Consider the following 18,387-nt stretch of genomic DNA (forward strand, 5'->3'; position numbering starts at 1 on the left):
CGGCGATGCGCGCCGACGAGTCGGCGAGCATGAACGCCACCCGGTCGGCGGGGTAGTCCACGTCGATCGGCAGATAGGCGGCACCCGACTTCAGCACCCCGAGGAGCGCCACGATCAGTTCGGCCGAGCGGGGCACGGCCACCGCCACGACGACCTCGGAACCGGCTCCCCGCAGGCGCAGGCGCTCGGCGAGCGCCTCGGCACGCCGGTCGAGTTCGGCGTAGGTCATCGGCTCGCCGCCGGACACGAGCGCCGTCGCGTCAGGGCACCGGACGGCCCGGCTCTCGAAGGCGTCGGTCAGCGTGACCGGTGGAACGCGCCGCTGCGCTCCCGTGAGGGCGGCCGCCTCGCGCCGGCTCTCGCCGGCCGACAGGAGCTCGACGGTCGCGACCGGCCGGTCCGGATCGGCGGCGACCGCCGCGAGGATCAGGGTCAGGCGATCGGCGATCCGCTCCACGGCGGCGCGGTCGAGCCGCCCCGCGTCGTGCTCGAACCGGAGCCCCAGCCGCTGCCCGGGCAGCACGATCAGGGCGAGCGGGTAGTGCCCGCTGCTGGTGAACTCCTGGCCGGTGATCCGCAGCGCGCCCGTGCGGTCCCGCAGGTCGCCGGCGGCGGCGTAGTTCTCGAAGACGACGAGAGTGTCGAAGAGCTCGCTCTGGCCGGTGAGCCGCTGGATCTCCGCCAGCCCGAGGTGCTGGTGGTCGAGCACTTCGACCTGCTCGGCCTGCAGCCTCTCCAGTGCGGCGCCGAGCGGCTCGTCCGGCCGCCAGCGCATCCGCATCGGCAGCGTGTTGATGAACAGGCCCACCATCGCCTCGACGCCGGGGACATCGGCGGCGCGACCCGAGACCGTGGTGCCGAACACCACGTCGCCGCGACCGGTGAGCCGGCCCAGCAGCAGTCCCCACGCCCCCTGCACGAGGGTGTTCAGCGTCAGCCCGCGCTCACGGGCGCGGGCGACCAGCGCCGCGGTGAGCTCCTCGGGCAGGTCGATCCGGATCCGCTCTGGGCGGGCGGCTCGCTCACCGCCCTCTGAGCCGGGGGGCACCAGCCGGGTCGGCCCGTCGACCCCCGCCAGCGCGGCCCGCCACGCCTGCCGTGCGGCGTCCCGGTCGAGGGACGCCAGCCGGCCGAGGTAGTCCCGGTAGGGGGTGACCGGCGGCAGCGACGGCGCCCGACCGTCCGGGGCGTAGAGCGCGAGCAGTTCCCTGAGCATGATCGGCACCGACCAGCCGTCGGCCAGGATGTGGTGGAGCACCAGCAGCAGGACATGCCGGTCCGGAGCGTGCCGCATGAGGACGCAGCGCAGCAGCGGTGGCCGCTCCAGGTCGAAGGGGCGGGCACGCTCACCGGCGGTCAGTGCCTCGAGGCGCTCGGCTCGGGCCGCCTCGTCGCCGCCGGACAGGTCGGCCTCCCGCCAGGGCAATGTGACGTCGTCGGCGGTGAACTGCACGACGCGCCCGTCCGGGTGCTGACGGAACCCGGACCGCAGGGCGTCGTGCCGGTCGAGCAGGGCCTGTGCGGCCCGGCGCAGGGCCGTCGCGTCGACCGGCCCGCGCAGCTCGGCCGTCTGGTGGACGACGTAGACCTCGGCGCCCGACTCGTCGGCCAGCGCGTGGTAGAAGAAACCCTCCTGGAGGGGCGACAGCGGCAGTTCGCCGCCGGGCTCCAGCGGGTCGCCGTCCTCGGCCCCGTCCGTGCCGTCACTTTCGGCGTCGCGCCGGTCGCCGATGGCGGCCAGCGCGGCGACGGTGCGGTGCCGGAAGACGTCGGCGGGGCTGAGCGCCAGCCCCGCGTCACGCGCGCCGATCAGCAGCCGGATCGCGACGATGCTGTCGCCGCCCAGTGCGAAGAAGTCGTCCTCGATCCCGACCCGTGGCAGGCCGAGGACCTCGGCGTACAACGTGCACAGGAGCTCCTCGCGCGCGTCGCGCGGCCGGGTGCCGGTGGTGAGCACGGACAGGTCGGGTGCCGGCAGCGCCCGGCGATCGAGCTTGCCGCTGGTCGTCACCGGCAGGCTGTCGAGCGGCACGAACGCCGACGGCACCATGTACTCGGGCAGCCGGTCCAGCGCGTACGACCGCAGGATCTTCATCAGCGTGCCGACGTCGCGGAACCCGGCGGGCACGTTGGCCAGCGACGACAGTGGCGTCCTGTCCAGCGACGCGCGGGCCGGCCGGTACACCTCGTCGTACGCGCCGTCGTTCGGGTCGCCCGCCGCGGAGCGCTCGGCCGCGCCACCACCGGTGGCGTGCTCGGTCGCCCGGTCGATGCCGTGGCCGGTGCCAGTGCCGGCGCCGGTGAACACCACGTCGAGGCGGCCCTCGGCCGGCCGGGCCGACCAGGTCACGGCCACCCGGTAGCCGAGTTCGGCGCCGAGGTCGTGGAGGTCCTCCGGGTCGACCGCGGTCCTCGATACGCCGCCGTACGGGCCGTCCGCGTGGCCGGCCGGGGTCAGCGCCCGCAGGGCTTCGAGGTCCTCGGTGAGCCGCGCGTTCGGCACCTCGGTCAACCGCACCCGGGCGGGACGCCGCTCGGTGAGCCAAGCGGCCAGCTCGGTCGGCCCGCCGATCTCCTCGGCCCATCGCAGCACCTGTTCCGGCATCGCCAGATGCGGCCCGCCCTGCCCACCCGCCGCGCCCGGACGCTTGCGCAGGACGACGTCGTAGCGGTAACGGGTCAGCTCGTTGTGGTGACGACCGCGCTTGACCCGCAGGTCGAGGCCGTCGATGTCGGCGACGGCGCGCCGCAGGGCCGCGAAGAAGTCGGGGTCGATGAGCAGCTCGCCCTCCCAGGTCACCGCCTGGTCGACCGCCGCCCGTACGGCGGGGTCGCCCCCGCCCTCGGCCGCCGTGAGATCGCGGCGGCGCAGCTCGACCGCGCTGCGCAGGCACCGCAGCAGCCGCAGGTTCCGCACGTCGCCGACGAAGACCGACCCGCCGGGGACCAGCAGCCGCATCGCCTCGCGCAGCACGTCGGCGAGATAGTCGGCACTGGGGAAGTACTGCGCCACGGAGTTGACGACGACCGTGTCGAAGAACCCGTCCGGCAGGCCGTCGAAGACGTGCGCGGGCTGTGCCCGCAGCTCGACGCGGCCGGTCAGCCCGGGTACCTCGGCCACCTGACGCCGCAGGGTCTCGATCGCCTCCTCGGACACGTCGGTGCCCCAGTAGGCGTCGCAGCCGGGGGCGACGCGCGACAGGATCAGGCCGCTGCCCACACCGATCTCGAGCACCCGGCGCGGCCGCAGCGCCGTGATCCGCTCGACGGCGGCGTCACGCCAGTCCCGCATCTGCTCCAGCGGGATCGGCATGCCGTCGTAGGTGCTGTTCCAGCCGGTGAAGTTCTCGGCGAGGCCCTCCGACCGCGCCGCCGTGTAAAGCAGCTCGTGCAGGCCCTTCCAGGCACCGACCTGTTCCCTCTCTTCGCGCTCGTCCCGGTCGGTGCCCGAGCGCCGGCTCGCCGCCGGCACGACGTAGGCCGTGAGCCGCTTCTCACCCGGCCGGTCCTCGCGCGCCACCACCGCGGCCTGGGCGACCGAGGAATGCGCCTCCAGCACCGACTCGATCTCGCCCGGCTCGATGCGATAGCCCCGGAGCTTGACCTGGTCGTCGGATCGGCCGATGAACTCCAGCCGCCCGTCGGGCAGCCACCGCACGAGATCGCCCGTACGGTACAGCCGCTCACCTGGCGGGCCGAACGGATCGGCCACGAACCGCTCGGCGGTCAGCCCCGGGCGGGCGAGGTAGCCGCGCGCCAGCCCGAGCCCGCCGAGGTACAGCTCGCCCTCAGTGCCGACGGGCACCGGCCGCAGGGCGGCGTCGAGCACGTAGGCGCGAGTGCCGGGGTCGGGCCGCCCGATGGGCACCGACGGCCCGGTCTGCGTGTCTGGTTCGCACTCACCGAGCGTGGAGTTCACCGTCGCCTCGGTGGGCCCGTAGGCGTTGAACATCCGCCGGCCTCGCCCCCAGCGGGCGACGAGTTCGGGCGACACCCGCTCGGTGCCGGCGAGCAGGGTGGCGGGCTCGGGCAGCACGCAGTCCTCGGGCATCGCGGCCAGCAGCGCAGGCGGCAGGATCATGAAGTCGACGCCGTGCTGACGGGCATAGTCGGCGAGGGGCGCGCCGGGCACCCGCCGCTCGGACGGGACGATGACCAGGCGCCCGCCGGACAACAGCCCGAGGCACAGGTCCCAGAAGGCGACGTCGAAGCCGGGTGAGGCGAACTGCAGGACCCGGCTGGCCGGGCCGACGCCGAACCGCTCGGTCTGGGTCGCGACCAGCTTGGCGACGCCCGAGTGCGAGAGCACGACGCCCTTGGGCCGCCCCGTCGAGCCGGACGTGTAGATGACGTAGGCGGCGTTGAGCACGTTCAGCCGCCCCCGCCGGTCTTCGTCCGCCGGGTCCGCGTCGGATCGGCCGGCGACCTCGGCGGCCGTCCGCGGCTCGTCGAGGACCAGCAGCGGCGTCGCGGTGTCGAGCACGCACTCGGTCAGCGCGGCCGTGGTGACCAGACAGGCCGGACCGGCGTCGTCCAGCATGAAGGCGATGCGCTCCGCCGGGAGGTCGAGATCGATCGGCAGATAGGCCCCGCCGGCCTTGAGCACGGCGAGCTCCGCGACGATCAGCTCCACCGAGCGCGGCAGCGCCAGCCCGACCACGCGTTCCGGTCCGACGCCCCGGCGGATCAGCTCGTGCGCCAGCCGGTTGGCCCGCGCGTTCAGCTCCGCGTACGACAGCTCGGTGTCCTCGAACACCAGCGCCACCGCGCCGGGGTCGCGCCGCACCTGCGCCTCGAACAGCTCCGGAAGGGTCGCCGGGGGCACGCGACACTCGGTGTCGTTCCAGTCGACGAGCATCCGGTGGAGTTCCTCGTCGGTGAGCGCCCGCCGCCCGCCGGTCATCTCTTCGTCAACGGACACGCTTCGCCTTTCCGACACAGTGCCTGTCGAGCACACGTCGCCTTTTGGGCATGGTTCACCCACGGCCCCGGACCCTCGCGTTCAGCGCGGTCCCGGCGGCGGTGCCGCCGGGACCGCCGCCTTCAGCTCGCCAGGACGGTGAGGAGAGGGATGATCTGATCGATGGCGTAGGGCACGCTCAGGACGGTGTTGAACGACAGCGCGGCGCCGACGGGCGGGTCCTCGTACGGCACGAACAGCGCCCGCTTCTCCTTGGCCGCCTTGAGCGTGCCGAAGACCTTGTCGCCCTCGACCCGCTTCTGCGCCGTCGGGTCGCCGGTGAGGAACACGAGCCGGTCGACGTCCACCAGGTCCAGCCGCTCGGAGCCGATCTCGGCCGCGTACTCCTTGCCGACCGCCTTGGTCACCTTGTCGGGCACGCTGAAGCCCAGGGAGGTCATGAACACGACCTTGGGGTCATTGGGGGCGAAGACCGCGTACTTCCCGGCCTCGTAGGGGTCGATGACCGCCGTCGTCTTCCCGGCGAACTCGGGGTGCTCCTTGCGCACCTGCGCGAAGCGCTGGTCGATCTTGGTGATCAGCTCGTTCGCGCGGGCCTCCATGCCGAGGGCGCGGCCCGTCATGCGGGTCATCTCCTGCCACGGCGCCGCGTAGTCGTCGTACTTCAGCGGCTGCCCGACCGTCGGCGCGATCCTGCTCAGCGCGTCGTACTGCGCCTTCTTCATCCCCGAGTAGAGCGCGATGATGAGGTCGGGCTTGAGGACCGCGATCTTCTCGATGTTGAAGTTGTCACGTTCCCCGACGATGGTCGGCGGGGAGGCTCCCCAGAGCTGCTGGGTCCACGCCCACTTGCCGAACGGACGCTCCTTGAACCAGTCGACGGCGCCGACCGGCTTGACGCCGAGCGCGAGCACCGCGTCCTGGTCGCTGAGGCCGAGCGTCACGACGCGCTTCGCGGGAGCCTTGATCTCGGTCGTGCCGTACTTGTGGTCGATGCGCACGGGGAAGGCGCCCTGGGCCTTGGCCGGCTCGCTCTTCTGGGCCGCGTCGTCGTCCCCGCCCCCGCACGCGGCGAGCACCAGCGACAGCGCCAACACCAACGTCAGGACGAGGATCGACGGCCGGACCCGCTCGGAGAGCGGTGGAGCAGTGGACATCGGCATCCCTTCGCAGCTCGGTTACAGACCGAGGGCGCCCGTCGCCGCCACCCGGCGAACGCGACACTAAGGTAAGGCTTCCCTAATGACAAGACCGGGCCATCGGCCGGTCGGGTCCAGGCTGGCCGGGGTCACGAACCTGCGAGTAAGGTATGCCTAACCTAAAGATCAAGTTGGGGGCGTGATGCTCGACATGGAGCCGCCGACCGGCGGGCTCACCCAGCGCCCCGAGGCGGCGCCGACGCGAACGCGCGCGTTGAGCCGCCCGATCCTGCTGGTGCTGACGCTCGGTGCGCTCGTGCTTATGTGCCTGGTATCGATCGCGGTCGGCAGCCGCCAGATCCCGCTCGGGGACGTCGTCGGAACGCTCCTGCACTCGAGCGACACGCAGGCCGACGCGATCGTGTGGGGCGTACGCGTGCCGCGTACCGTGCTCGGGCTGGCCGCGGGCGCCGCGCTCGGGCTGGCGGGCGCGGTCATGCAGGCGCTGACCCGCAATCCGCTCGCGGATCCGGGCCTGATGGGAGTGAGCGCGGGGTCGGCGCTGGGCATCGTCGTGGCGATCGGGTTGCTCGGGATCACCTCGCTGTACGGCACGATCTGGTTCGCCTTCGCGGGAGCGCTCATCGCGAGCGTCGTCGTGTACGTCCTCGGCGGTCTCGGCCGGCACGGCACGACGCCGGTCAAGCTCGCGCTGGCCGGTGTCGCCGTCACCTTCATGATGAGCTCGCTCACCGGCGCGCTGGCCCTGATCTCGCCCGAGGCGCTCAACCGTTACCGGTTCTGGTCCGCCGGCTCGCTCGCCGGCCGGGACATGCCGGTCATCCTGCAGGTCCTGCCGTTCCTGCTCGTTGGAGCGCTCCTCGCTCTCGGCAGCGGCCCCGCGCTGAACAATCTGTCACTCGGCGACGACGTCGCCGCCTCGCTCGGTCGCCGGCCCGGCCTGGTCCGCCTCCAGGGACTCCTGGCGGTGACATTGCTCACCGGCGGGGCCGTGGCGGTCGTGGGGCCGATCGTCTTCGTCGGTCTGGTGGTCCCGCACGCGGCCCGCATCATCACCGGGCCCGACCAGCGGTGGCTGCTGCCCTTCTCCATGCTGCTCGCCCCGTGCCTGCTGCTCATGGCCGACATCGCCGGACGCTTCATCGCCCGGCCCCAGGAGGTTCAGGTCGGCATCGTCGTCGCCTTCATCGGCGCGCCCTTCTTCATCGCGCTGGTCCGCCGGCGCCGGCTCGCGGAGCTCACCACATGACCGGCCTGATTCCCCGCGTCGAGCTGAGCCGGACGGCCGGCCGCACCGCCGTCCGCGTCACCCGCCCGCCCGTCTCGGGGCTGCTGCGTCCCCGGTTGCTGGTCGTGTGCCTGCTGCTCGCCGCAGCCACGTTCGCCGTCTTCTGCTTCGGGATCGCCACGGGCGACTATCCCCTCGCGCTCTCGGACGTCGTCCCCGCCCTCTGGGGATCGGGCGACGGGGGCACGCTGCTCATCATTCAGGAGCTGCGGCTGCCCAGGGCGCTGACCGGGCTGCTGGTCGGCGCCGCCTTCGGCGTCTCGGGCGCGTTGTTCCAGACCATGACCCGCAACCCGCTGGCCAGTCCCGACATGATCGGGATCACCGCGGGGGCGGGGACGGCCGTCGTCGCGGGCCTGGTCCTCGGCTTCGGCACCGGGATCGGCACCCAGACGCTCGGGCTGTCGGGCGCGCTCATCACCGCGCTCCTCATCTATGTACTGGCCTGGAAGCGCGGTACCACCGGATACCGCATCATCCTCGTCGGCATCGGGGTGTCCTGGCTGTTCACCAGCACGACCGAGTACCTCATCGCGCGGGCGCGACTGTACGAGGCGCAACAGGCGCTGGGCTGGCTCTTCGGCGACCTGGGCAACCGCAACTGGGGTCATGTGCGGCCGCTCGCGCTGACCATGGCCGTGCTCCTGCCGGCCGCGCTCCTGCTGAGCCGCTGGACGCGCACGCTGCAACTGGGCGACGAGGTCGCGGTCGGACTCGGCATACCCGTACAACGCGCCCGGCTGGCGCTCCTGCTGACCGGCGTCGGGCTCGTCGCCTTCGGCACCGCGGCGGCCGGGCCGATCGCCTTCGTGGCGCTCGTCGCCCCGCAGATCGCCCTGCGCCTGGCCCGTACGGCGTGGCCGCCGCTGACCGCCTCGGCCCTCACGGGCGCCCTGATCGTACTGGTCAGCGACCTGATCGGGCGACGGCTCATCACCGACATGGAGCTGCCGGTCGGCGTGGTCACCGGCGTGCTCGGCGCACCGTTCCTGCTCTGGCTGCTCGCCAGGGCCAACCGCACCGGCTCAGGAGGCTGAAGTGACATCGGAGTCGCCGAACGGCACGGCATCGCCGCAGGGAGCGCCGAGCGCCCCCGAGCTGCGCGCCGACCGGCTGCGCCTTGCCTATGGCGACCGGGTGGTCGTGGACGGGCTCGACCTGACCATCCCGCCCGGCCGGATCAGCGTCATCGTGGGCGCGAACGCGTGCGGCAAGTCCACCCTCCTGCGGGCGCTGGCCCGGCTGCTCACGCCGCGTACGGGCGCGGTGCACCTGGACGGCCGTTCGATCCACTCCATGCCGACCCGGCGGGTCGCCCAGCAGCTGGGCATCCTGCCGCAGGCGCCGATCGCCCCCGAAGGGCTCACCGTCATCGACCTGGTCGGCCAGGGACGGGCGCCGCACCAGTCGTGGTGGCGCCAGTGGTCGTCGTCCGACGAGAAGGCCGTGACCGAGGCGCTGAAGGCGACCGCGATGCTCGACCAGGCGCGCCGCCCGGTGGACGAGCTCTCCGGCGGGCAGCGCCAGCGGGCCTGGATCGCCATGGCCGTCGCCCAGAGCACCCCGGTGCTGTTGCTCGACGAGCCGACGACGTTCCTCGACCTCGCGCACCAGATCGACGTCCTCGACCTGGTCGTCGACCTGAACCGGCGCGAGCACCGCACGATCGTGATGGTCCTGCACGACCTGAACCAGGCGTGCCGTTACGCCGACCACGTCATCGCGATGAAGGAGGGCCGTGTCGTAGCGGCCGGCGACCCCGCCGAGATCGTCGACGCCGATCTGGTCGAGGAGGTCTTCGACCTGCGCTGCCAGGTCGTCACCGACCCGGTCAGCGGCACGCCGCTGGTCATCCCGATGGGCCGCCACCACTCCGAGCGTTCCGCCGAGGCGGCGCGCTGACCTGACGGCCGGGGACTGAACCGCGGCGGCCCCGCACCCGGTCGCAGGACGCCGGGGCGGGGCCGCTTCGCGTTCAGCGGGTCAATGCGTTCAGCGGGTCAGGCCGTTCAGCGGGTCAACGCGTACGGCGGCGGGGCGGCGGCCGAGCGCGCGGCGATGGAGCCGACGATCTCACCGGCTCGTACGGCGGTGTTGGACAGCAGCGTCGAAGTCAGCCCGTGGGTGTGCTCTGTGGCGCCCTGCAGGTAGATGCCACAGCGTACGTCGTCGGTGGTCGCCACCCGGTAGTCGCGCTCGACGCGCAGGCCGCCCTCGGCACGCGTGCGGCAGCGTTCCCCCACCTCGCCCAGCAGGGCCAGCGGGTCACCGGGCCGGTAGCCGGTGGCGTAGACGAGAAGGTCTGCGTCGAGGCCGGCGCGCGCGCCGGTGGGCAGGAACTCGACCGTGGCGCGGACGCCGTCCGGGCGGGCGTCGAGGTCGACGACGCGCGAGGCGTTGAGGATGCGCAACCGCTCGGCGCCCCGCACCTTCTCCTGGTAGACCCGGCGGTAGAGCTCGTCGATGAGCTCGAGGTCGACCACCGAGTAGTTGGTGGAGCCGTGGTAGGCCAGCAGCATCCGCTTCACCTCCTCGGGGGCCGCGTAGTAGTGCTCGACCGCCTTGGGGTCGAAGATGCGGTTGGCGAAGGAACTGTCGTCGGCGGGCGTGTAGCCGTACTTCGTGAAGACGGCGCACACCTCCGTGGCCGGGAAGGTGGTGTGCAGGTGCTCGGTGACCTCGGCGGCGCTCTGCCCGGCCCCGACCACGAGGATGCGCCGGGGGTCGGCCAGCTCGGGCAGCCGGGTGAGCAGCTCGTGGCTGTGCCACACCTTCTCCCCGGCCACCACGCCCGCGGGCAGCACCGGGTCGAGCCCGGCCGCGATGACGAGGTTGCGGGTGCGGCACGTCGTCAGCTCGGTGCTCGACGCCGCCCGCCCCGTCTGGGCGGCGCCGCCCCCTCGGCGGACGACGACGTCGAGGTACTCGGCCGTTCCATCGACGGTGACCGGGCTGACCGAGACCACCTCGGAGTCGTACCGCACCTGGTCGGTGAACCGGCTCGCCGCCCACTCCAGGTAGTCGTGGAACTCGACCCTGGAGGGGAACATCGTCTTGTGGTTGATGAAGTCGACCAGCCTGCCCTTGGCCTGCAGATACGACAGGAAGCCGAACTCGCTCGCCGGGTTCCGCACGGTCACCAGGTCCTTGAGGAACGACACCTGCATGGTCGTGCCCTCGATGAGCATGCCGCGATGCCAGCCGAAGGCCGGTTGCTTCTCGAAGAACACCGCGTCGATGGTCTCGTCCGCCTCTGCGTTGTGCTCGCGCAGCGCGATCGCGAGGGCCAGGTTCGACGGGCCGAAGCCGATCCCGACCAGGTCATGGACATGCGGTTCCGAGACGGACATGTGCGCCCTTTCGAAAAGGTCGGGCTGAAGCAGCTCGCGAATAAAATTAGGTAAGGCTCACCTAACCAAGGCGCCTAACGTCACCCAACCATCGGGGTCGAAACGTGTCAAGAACGTTCCGACCCGCTCATCGCAGACCCGCCCGGTCGTACACCGGGTCGCCTCCGACGACCGTCGCCAGCACCTCGATGTCCGCGATGCGCGACACCTCGACCCTCCTCGGGTCGTCGCCGAGCACGACGAGATCGGCGAGCTTGCCCGTCGTCACGCTGCCCAGCACGTCGTCGCTGCGGCAGGCGTACGCGCCTCCCCGCGTGTAGGCCGCCAGCGCCTCGTCGACGGCGACGCGTTCGCCGGGGCCGACGGCGCGGCCGCCGGACGAGAGCCGCTCGGCCATGAACTGGACGGCGCGCAGCGGCGCACCGGCGGCCACCGGCCGGTCGGAGCTGCCGGCCACGGTCATGCCCCGGTCGAGGAAGGAACGCCCCCGGTACATCCACGGCGCCCGCCCCGCGCCCATCACCTCGGAGTAGTCGTCGCCGTAGGCCCACAGGAACGCGGGCTGGATCACCGGCACGACCCCGGCCGAGGCCAGCCGGTCGAGCTGGTCCGGGCGGACGAGCCCGCAGTGCTCGATGCGATGCCGTGCGCCGGGCCGGTGCCGCCTGCGCTGGGCCTCGTCGAGGGCGTCGAGGGCGAGGTCGACTGCTCGGTCGCCGATCGCGTGGACGGCGAGCTGCCAGCCGGCGAGGTGCCCGTCGACGATGAGCGCGGCGAGCGCCTCGGGCTCGTCCTGCAGCTGCCCCGTCCCGCCGACCCGCTCGTACGGGCTCGTCAGCGCGGCGGTCCGCGCCATCATCCCGCCGTCGAGGAAGACCTTGAGCGCGCCGATCGACAGGCGGTCGTCGCCGAGCCCGGTGCGCAGGCCGAGCTCGACCGAGCGGGGCGTCCCGTCCGCCGGGTGCGCGCCGGCCGGCCGCAGGAACTCGGAGGCGACCATCAGCTGCATCCTGATCGGCAGCCGCCGCTCCTCTGCCATCCGCTGGTAGACCGCCACCTCGACGGGGCTGTGCCCGACGAGCCCGCCACCGACGCCGGCCTCAGCGCACATGGTCACGCCCTCGGCCAGGCACTGCCGGGCGCTGTGCGCAGCGCCTCCTGTGGCAGCAGGGCGAGCACCGCAGCGTTGACCACGCACGCGTGACCGGAGAGGTCCTGTACGTACACCGGCCGCCCCGGTGCGACCTGGTCGAGGTCGGCGGCGGTCAACGGGCGCTCCAGCCGCCGGTGGTCGTAGCCGGAGACCTCCAGCCAGCCGTCGCCCTCGGCCCGGCGGGCCGCGGCTCCGATCGTGCCGAGAATCCGCTCGATGCGCTCGTGCGCGGAGATGTCGACCGTCCGTGCGGCCATGCCCGCCCAGGCGAGGTGAGTGTGGGCGTCGATGAAGCCGGGCAGTACGGTCGCGCCGTCCAGGTCGACGACCCGCGCCGCCCGCAGACCCGCGACCTCGTCGTCCAGCCCGGCGATCCGGCCCCGCCAGATTCCGATCGTGCCGGCGACGGGACGGGCCGGGTCCATCGTGATGACCCGGCCCCCTTCCAGCTTCAGGTCGAGTATCATGGGAGCCTCTCGTCGGACGGACATGAGCACCGTTCGGGCATTGCCCGGTTAGGTTAGCCTTGCTTTACTTCTCTAGGTCATGTCCACGCGAGAAGGAGATTTCATGCGGGTCGTCATGTTCGGTTACCAGACCTGGGGGCATCGCACGCTGCAGGCGCTGCTCGCCTCGGAACACGAGGTCGCCCTGGTCGTCACGCATCCGAAGAGCGACCACGCCTACGAGAAGATCTGGAGCGACTCCGTGGCCGACCTGGCCGAGAAGCACGGCGTCCCGGTCATCCTGCGCAACCGGCCGGGCGACGAGGAACTGCTCCACCGGCTCAAGGCGGCCGAGCCGGACATCATCGTGGCGACCAACTGGCGCACGTGGATCCCGCCGCACATCTTCGACCTGCCGCCGCACGGCACCCTGAACGTCCACGACTCGCTGCTGCCCGCCTACGCCGGGTTCTCACCGCTCATCTGGGCGCTCATCAACGATGAGAGCGAGGTCGGCGTCACCGCGCACATCATGACCGACGAGCTCGACGCCGGTGACGTCGTCCTGCAGCGGGCCGTCCCGGTCGGGCCGACCGACACCGCGACGGACCTGTTCCACAAGACGATCAAGCTGTTCGGCCCGATCACGGTCGACGGGCTCGACCTGATCGCCTCGGGCCGTGCCGACTGGACCCCGCAGGACAGGTCGAAGGCCAGCTTCTTCCACAAGCGGTCGATCGAGGACAGCCGCATCGACTGGACCTGGCCGGCGCGCGACATCGCCAACCTGGTCCGCGCTCAGTCCGACCCGTACCCCAACGCCTTCACGTTCCACCGGGGCGAGCGCGTCCGCATCCTGTCCGCGTCCGCCTCGAAGGGCCGGTACGGCGGCACGCCCGGCCGGATCTTCATCAAGGAGGGCGACGGGGTCGTCATCGTCGCCGGGGCCGACGCGCGGCACGGGCGCAACCCGGGCCTGCTCATCGAACGGGTCCGCACCGACGACGGCACCGAGCTCGCCGCCGGTGAGTTCTTCAAGACCATGGGCGGCTACCTCACCAGCCGCCCCTGAGCGGAGATGACGGCCGCTCCGGCGACACCGGCTGGGCGGCGCCGATCCGGGTCAGGCCGGCGCCGTCCGGTTGCTCGTGCTGATCGGCCTGCCGACCGTCGAGGCGGTCGCCGTCCTGATCACCGTCGAGCTCGTGATCGTCGGCCGCCTGCTCAGACCAGTCCGGTGACCGTCGGGGTCTCGATGGCCACGACCAGGATCGCGCCCGGTGCCGCCCGCAACTGGACCGAGTCGGGCCGGGAGTCGCCGTCGCCCCGGACGGGGTCGGGTTCCACCGTGATTCGCACCGGTTTCGCCGTGCCCTCCGTGTCCCAGGGCGCGACCAGCACCGTGATGGGCACCGCTTCGTCGATCCGGTACGACGTGCTCGTGGTGAGCAGCGCGCGCTCCAGCGGAAGAGCGGCCCTCGACGGTGTCTCACGTTCCGTCCTCGGCAGGGACGCCTTTCGCTCGCCCCCCGCGCCGAACGGCCGCCAGCGGTAGTCCACGCGCTCGGCCCCCGGATCCGGTGGGATGAGAAATCCGCCGGCCGCGAAGCCGTTGAAGGCGGCGGGCCCCGTCGACGCGCCGGTCACCACGTAGCGAGGGTCGAATCCGCCGCGGTGGTCCCCGATGACCTGCCCGTTCGCCTGAGCCAGCACCACCCCATCGCTTTCGCCCTCGGCACCGGTCCAGCCCACCGAGAGAGCGCCGCCGTCGGTGGACGCGCGCGCCTCGACCCGGGACGGCGCCGTCGTCGCCTTGTGCTCGTACCGCCAGACCTCGGAGCCGTCCCTTGGATCGAGCCCGACCGCGACGACCGTCAGCTCCATCGGGGTGTTCTCGTCCGGGCCGTCCTCGTCCAAGCCCTCCGCGCAGTAGGTCACCACGGCGAACACGTCCCGCAACGCCCCGTGGGATCGCAGTCGCGGCACGGCGCACCCCTCAGGCGCGGAGTACCTCCACGTCGTCTCCATCGTGTCGAGGTCCCGGCCGACGAATCCTCGCTCGCCTTCGGCGACGAGGCCACGCGAGCTGAGCGCGACCGGCCAGATCCGCCCTCCCGCTCCGCCGGTCCGGGAATGCTCCGAACGCACCTCGCCCGTCTGCGCGTCCAGCACCACCGCCCGCACCTTCTTGCCGGACGTCGAACCGCCCGGCAGGAAGGTGACCATCACCGTGCTGCCGTCGGGAGCGGCGAAGAGCTGGACGGTCTGCGCCCTGGGCCTACGGTAGTGCCACCTTTCCCGGCCGGACCTGGTGTCCAGTGCCACTACGCCGTCGCCGATCCGCACCACGGCACCGGCCCCCGCGCGGGCGACCTCGCGTACCCGGTCGCCGTCCGGGGCCTGCCACCGCCAGCCCACCTTGCCGACCGAGGTGGGCACGGGCGCCGATTCGCCGGATCTCGCCGCGGTGACGGCATCGACGGGCAGTAGCGTGACGGCGACCAGCGTGGCGAGCACGACCGAGGCCACCGAGACGAAGCCCCCGGCCAGGGCGGCCGCTCCGCGGGCCGACGGCCTCCTCGTCACATCGGGCATCGCCACCGCGAGCAGGACGAGCCCGGCCACCATCGCCGTCAGCCCGACGGCGACACCGGCCACCGCTGGTTCCGGGAGTCCTCCGGCGAACGCCCGCCACACCCGCACCCAGGCATAGGCGGCGAGCGATCCCAGGATCACCACGGACGTGAAGGCCCACCCGCGCGCGAGCGCGACCGCCGAGGCCAGGCGATGCTCATGACGGTCCTTCATCAACCGGTCGCCGCCCGCGGCCGGTGCCGCCGCACGGCGCACGCGGACCACCGCGATCAGCAGTCCGGCCAGCGGCGCCACCCCGCCGGCGAGCGCCAACGTCACCGGGGTCGGCGGTCCCGCCGGCCCGCCGGGGAGCGAGTCCCAGGCGAGGTACCCCCATCCGGTCGCCGCCGTACCGGCCGAAAGAATTCCGCTCCCGAACCACCCGTGCCATCCGCGCGTTCCCATATGAGGTGAGACGGATCTTCGTGCGACGACGTTCCCATCCGAGCACGGCCCGTCTGTGGGCCGGTCCCGTCCGGGACCGGCCATCGCCGAAACGCCGGCGGCCGGCCGGCTGATGGACGGGCGGGGGTGGTGATCGATTTGCGGTGGAACGATCTGACGAGGCCGGAGCGCAGGCTCTGGAAGGCGTTCCCCAAGGGAAGACGTGTCGTCCTCGGCACAGGTGACGCGGAGCACGGCGCCCACTGGGGGCCCGAGCGCACCGTGCGCGCCGAGGTCATCCGCGCCCTCCTGGTGAGATCGGAGATCTCGACCCGCGCGGGCGTGCCGGCCGTACGGCTGAGCGGCGCGCGAATCGTCGGCACCCTCGATCTCAGATTCGCCTCGGTCGCCTACGCGCTGAGCCTGCGGAACTGCCACTTCGACAGCAAACTCGACCTGCACGGCGTGCAGTCCCGGGAGATCGATCTGGCCGGCTCGCATCTGCTCGGCGGGTTCCGCGCGTCCACGGCGCACATCGACGGCCATCTCCTGTTCGACGGCGCCCGCGTCGAGAAGTCCGTACGTCTGATCGCCACCCACATCGCGGGCGCGCTGTTCATGAACGGCGCGCGGCTCGGCGACGGCACGCCCTACCCGGCCCGTCCGGCGTTCGAGGCCGACATGCTCAAGGTGGACGCCGACATCCTGTGCCGCGACGGGTTCCGCTCCCACGGTGAGATGCGGCTCCCCGGCGCCCGCATCGGGGACACGCTCGATCTCGAGGGGGCGAGGCTGCTCAACGGCGGCGAGCGCGCGCTCGAGGCGCCGCGGATCACGGTGGGCGGCGATCTGCTGTGCCACAACGGGTTCGTCTCGGAGGGGGAGATCGACCTCGACGGCGCGGTGGTCGAGGGCCGGCTCGTGCTCGACGGCGCCCATCTCGTCCAGCCGACGGCGTACGCTCTGCGAGCGGCCCGCCTCATGGTCAAGGGCGAGACGCGCTGCGGCGCCGGGTTCGTCGCCGAGGGCGAGATCCATCTGCTCAACGCCCGCCTGTGCGGCCCGTTCGTCTTGGACGGCGCCCGCCTCCTCAATCCCGGCCGCATCGCACTGCACGCCAGCGGGCTCTCGGCGGACGGCATGTACTGCCGGATGAACTTCACCGCGCGCGGCGACATCCTGCTCTCCGGCGCGGACGTCACCGGCCCGCTGGACTTCTCCAACGCCCGGCTCACCGACGGCTCCACGCTCAGCCTGGGCTGCTGGTGGCTCACCGCCCGCGAACTTATCCTGCTGTTCGCCGAGCCGGTCAGCGGGATCATCGACCTGCGGTACGCCCAGATCGGCCTGATTCATCACGCGCCGCACGCGCCGCCCACCGAGCTGCGCCTCGACGGGCTCACGTACAACTCGATCGCGCCGTCGGCGAACAGCCGGACCGGACTCGAATGGCTCGGACGTGCGCCCCAGGGCTTCCGGCCGCAGCCGTACGAGCAGCTCGCCGAGACCTACCGGCGGCACGGGCACGAGGCCTACGCCCGCGAGGTGCTGCTGGCCAAAGAACGGCGGCGCCGGTCCACTCTTCCGCGGCCGGCCAGGGCCTGGGGATACCTGCAGGACGTGATGGTCGGCTACGGCTACCGGCCCTGGCGGGCGGCCGGATGGCTCACCGCGCTCCTCGTCGCCGGCACGACCGTGTTCCACCTGAACCCGCCGGTACCGGTCGACTCCCGGAAGGCACCGCCCTTCAACCCGTTCGTCTACACCACCGACCTGCTGGTGCCGATCATCGACTTCGGTCAGCGGAGGGCGTACGTCCCGGCGGGCGGCTGGGAGTGGCTCGCCTACGGCCTCATCGCCTTGGGCTGGGTCCTCGCCACCACGATCGCCGCCGGCATCACCCACGGACTGCGCCGGAGGTAGAGCGGCCAAGACCTCCCCCTGGGGAGCAGGAGCACGGCGCCCACCGGGCCGGCAGGGAATCGAGCATGATCCCCGGGTCACGTCGGGAGAGCGCCCTCACAATCCGTAAGTAGATCTTTACCAAAAAAGTTCCATTTGAACCCATGGGCGCTTAAAGTCCGTTCATGCGTTTTGTCCTTTTCATCACGGTTCTTGCCGCAGCGGTCATGGGCGTCGCCGCACCCTCCTGGGCCATCACCAACGGCTACGCCGACCACGGCGCCCACCCCCAGGTCGGGGCCCTCCTCAGCGACCAGCCGAACGACGACGGCACCTGGGCGTTCTGCACCGGGACGCTGATCTCGCCGACCGTCCTGCTCACCGCCGCCCACTGCGGACCGGATCTGAAGACCGCCCGCGTCTCCTTCTCCAGCCACTACGAGCCCGGGGACAAGGTCTACACCGGTCGCTACGTGGCCGACGACCGATACGACGCCGAGTCGCACCTCCATGACATCGCCGTCGTCATCTTCAGCAGGGCCGTCCCGAACATCCGGCCCGCCAGGCTGCCCTCAGCGGGCATGCTCGACCGGCTCAACACCGGCGGCGATCTGAAGACCTCGGAGTTCACCCCTGTCGGGTTCGGCGCGGTGAACTCGGGCGACGGGACCGACGGCACCGACGGAGCGCAGCTCACCTACACCGACACACGTCACCGGACGTCCATCTCCTTCAAGGCCCTCGGCAAGGTGTGGCTGGAGCTGACACCGGACGCGTCGAGCGGCGAGGGCGGAACGTGCTACGGCGACTCGGGCGGCCCGAACTTCCTCGGCGGATCCGCCTCCGACCTCTTGGTCGCCACGACGATCAGCGGAGCCGACGACGCCTGCGCGGCGACCAATTTCGACTACCGTCTGGACACGGCCCCGGCCCGCGGGTTCATCGGCAGGTTCGTCACGCTTCCCTGAACTCCACGTTCACCCGCCGACGGATCCTGAACAGGGCGGCCGGGCCGGCGATCTGTGGGAACGCTTCCCACGTCGGATTCTGTCGGAGTCATCGGTGGGAGGAATGATGGACGCGGCCGCCTGGGACCGGCGCTATGCCGGCGAGGATCTGCTGTGGTCGGCGGAGCCCAACCGGATGGTC

General features: G+C 72.0%; 10 protein-coding genes and 1 pseudogene. 6 read left to right on the forward strand and 5 right to left on the reverse strand.

The features are described 5' to 3' along the window. Positions 1-4,921 (reverse strand): non-ribosomal peptide synthetase (locus HKK72_RS25695; RefSeq protein WP_315987448.1); only part of this gene is annotated, 4,921 nt, incomplete at its 3' end. Between the two features lie 122 nt (positions 4,922-5,043). Next, positions 5,044-6,078, reverse strand: a complete 1,035-nt coding sequence (locus HKK72_RS25700) for an iron-siderophore ABC transporter substrate-binding protein (protein WP_187236998.1) — start codon at positions 6,076-6,078, stop codon at positions 5,044-5,046. Positions 6,079-6,262: 184 nt separating this feature from the next. On the opposite strand from HKK72_RS25700, the gene HKK72_RS25705 reads away from it, so the two are divergent. From HKK72_RS25705 to HKK72_RS25715, 3 genes are read left to right on the forward strand one after another with little or no spacing between them, the layout of a single operon-like run. Next, on the forward strand, positions 6,263-7,330 hold the full coding sequence (locus HKK72_RS25705) for a FecCD family ABC transporter permease (RefSeq protein WP_261987191.1): 1,068 nt from the start codon (positions 6,263-6,265) through the stop codon (positions 7,328-7,330). After that, positions 7,327-8,406 carry a FecCD family ABC transporter permease gene (locus tag HKK72_RS25710; protein WP_187236999.1) on the forward strand — a complete coding sequence of 360 codons (1,080 nt, stop codon included), beginning with the start codon at positions 7,327-7,329 and terminating at the stop codon, positions 8,404-8,406. The genes HKK72_RS25705 and HKK72_RS25710 overlap by 4 nt, the downstream gene beginning before the upstream one ends. 1 nt (position 8,407) lies before the next feature. Beyond that, positions 8,408-9,271: an ABC transporter ATP-binding protein gene (locus HKK72_RS25715; protein ID WP_187237000.1), complete on the forward strand. Its 864-nt coding sequence runs from the start codon at positions 8,408-8,410 to the stop codon at positions 9,269-9,271. Positions 9,272-9,378: 107 nt separating this feature from the next. Here the strand turns inward: HKK72_RS25715 and HKK72_RS25720 are convergent, their stop codons facing one another. After that, positions 9,379-10,719, reverse strand: coding sequence for a lysine N(6)-hydroxylase/L-ornithine N(5)-oxygenase family protein (locus HKK72_RS25720; RefSeq protein WP_187237001.1), 1,341 nt, complete (start codon positions 10,717-10,719; stop codon positions 9,379-9,381). A 127-nt stretch (positions 10,720-10,846) separates the two neighbouring features. Next, positions 10,847-12,363: pseudogene (locus tag HKK72_RS25725) on the reverse strand (amidohydrolase). A gap of 79 nt (positions 12,364-12,442) precedes the next feature. On the opposite strand from HKK72_RS25725, the gene HKK72_RS25730 reads away from it, so the two are divergent. Beyond that, positions 12,443-13,390 carry a methionyl-tRNA formyltransferase gene (locus HKK72_RS25730; protein ID WP_187237002.1) on the forward strand — a complete coding sequence of 316 codons (948 nt, stop codon included), beginning with the start codon at positions 12,443-12,445 and terminating at the stop codon, positions 13,388-13,390. A gap of 152 nt (positions 13,391-13,542) precedes the next feature. On the opposite strand, the gene HKK72_RS25735 is transcribed toward HKK72_RS25730, so the two are convergent. Then, the gene (locus tag HKK72_RS25735) at positions 13,543-15,357 is read right to left on the reverse strand and encodes a PQQ-binding-like beta-propeller repeat protein (RefSeq protein ID WP_187237003.1); all 1,815 of its coding nucleotides are present in this window, start codon (positions 15,355-15,357) and stop codon (positions 13,543-13,545) included. Positions 15,358-15,483: 126 nt separating this feature from the next. On the opposite strand from HKK72_RS25735, the gene HKK72_RS25740 reads away from it, so the two are divergent. After that, positions 15,484-17,259 (forward strand): hypothetical protein, encoded by a 1,776-nt coding sequence (locus tag HKK72_RS25740; RefSeq protein ID WP_187237004.1) that lies wholly within the window; start codon positions 15,484-15,486, stop codon positions 17,257-17,259. Positions 17,260-17,423: 164 nt separating this feature from the next. Further along, on the forward strand, positions 17,424-18,206 hold the full coding sequence (locus HKK72_RS25745) for a S1 family peptidase (protein WP_187237005.1): 783 nt from the start codon (positions 17,424-17,426) through the stop codon (positions 18,204-18,206). Positions 18,207-18,387 lie beyond the last annotated feature (181 nt).

The sequence above is a fragment of the Actinomadura sp. HBU206391 genome (assembly GCF_014323665.1).
In the GTDB taxonomy this organism is placed as follows: domain Bacteria; phylum Actinomycetota; class Actinomycetes; order Streptosporangiales; family Streptosporangiaceae; genus Actinomadura_C.

Excerpts from the sequence above, each read along its gene's own strand:
- HKK72_RS25700 (WP_187236998.1), bottom strand. The coding sequence starts at position 6,078 with ATGTCCACTGCTCCACCGCTCTCCGAGCGGGTCCGGCCGTCGATCCTC.
- HKK72_RS25705 (WP_261987191.1), top strand. The coding sequence starts at position 6,263 with ATGCTCGACATGGAGCCGCCGACCGGCGGGCTCACCCAGCGCCCCGAG.
- HKK72_RS25710 (WP_187236999.1), top strand. The coding sequence starts at position 7,327 with ATGACCGGCCTGATTCCCCGCGTCGAGCTGAGCCGGACGGCCGGCCGC.
- HKK72_RS25720 (WP_187237001.1), bottom strand. The coding sequence starts at position 10,719 with ATGTCCGTCTCGGAACCGCATGTCCATGACCTGGTCGGGATCGGCTTC.
- HKK72_RS25730 (WP_187237002.1), top strand. The coding sequence starts at position 12,443 with ATGCGGGTCGTCATGTTCGGTTACCAGACCTGGGGGCATCGCACGCTG.
- HKK72_RS25735 (WP_187237003.1), bottom strand. The coding sequence starts at position 15,357 with ATGGGAACGCGCGGATGGCACGGGTGGTTCGGGAGCGGAATTCTTTCG.
- HKK72_RS25745 (WP_187237005.1), top strand. The coding sequence starts at position 17,424 with ATGCGTTTTGTCCTTTTCATCACGGTTCTTGCCGCAGCGGTCATGGGC.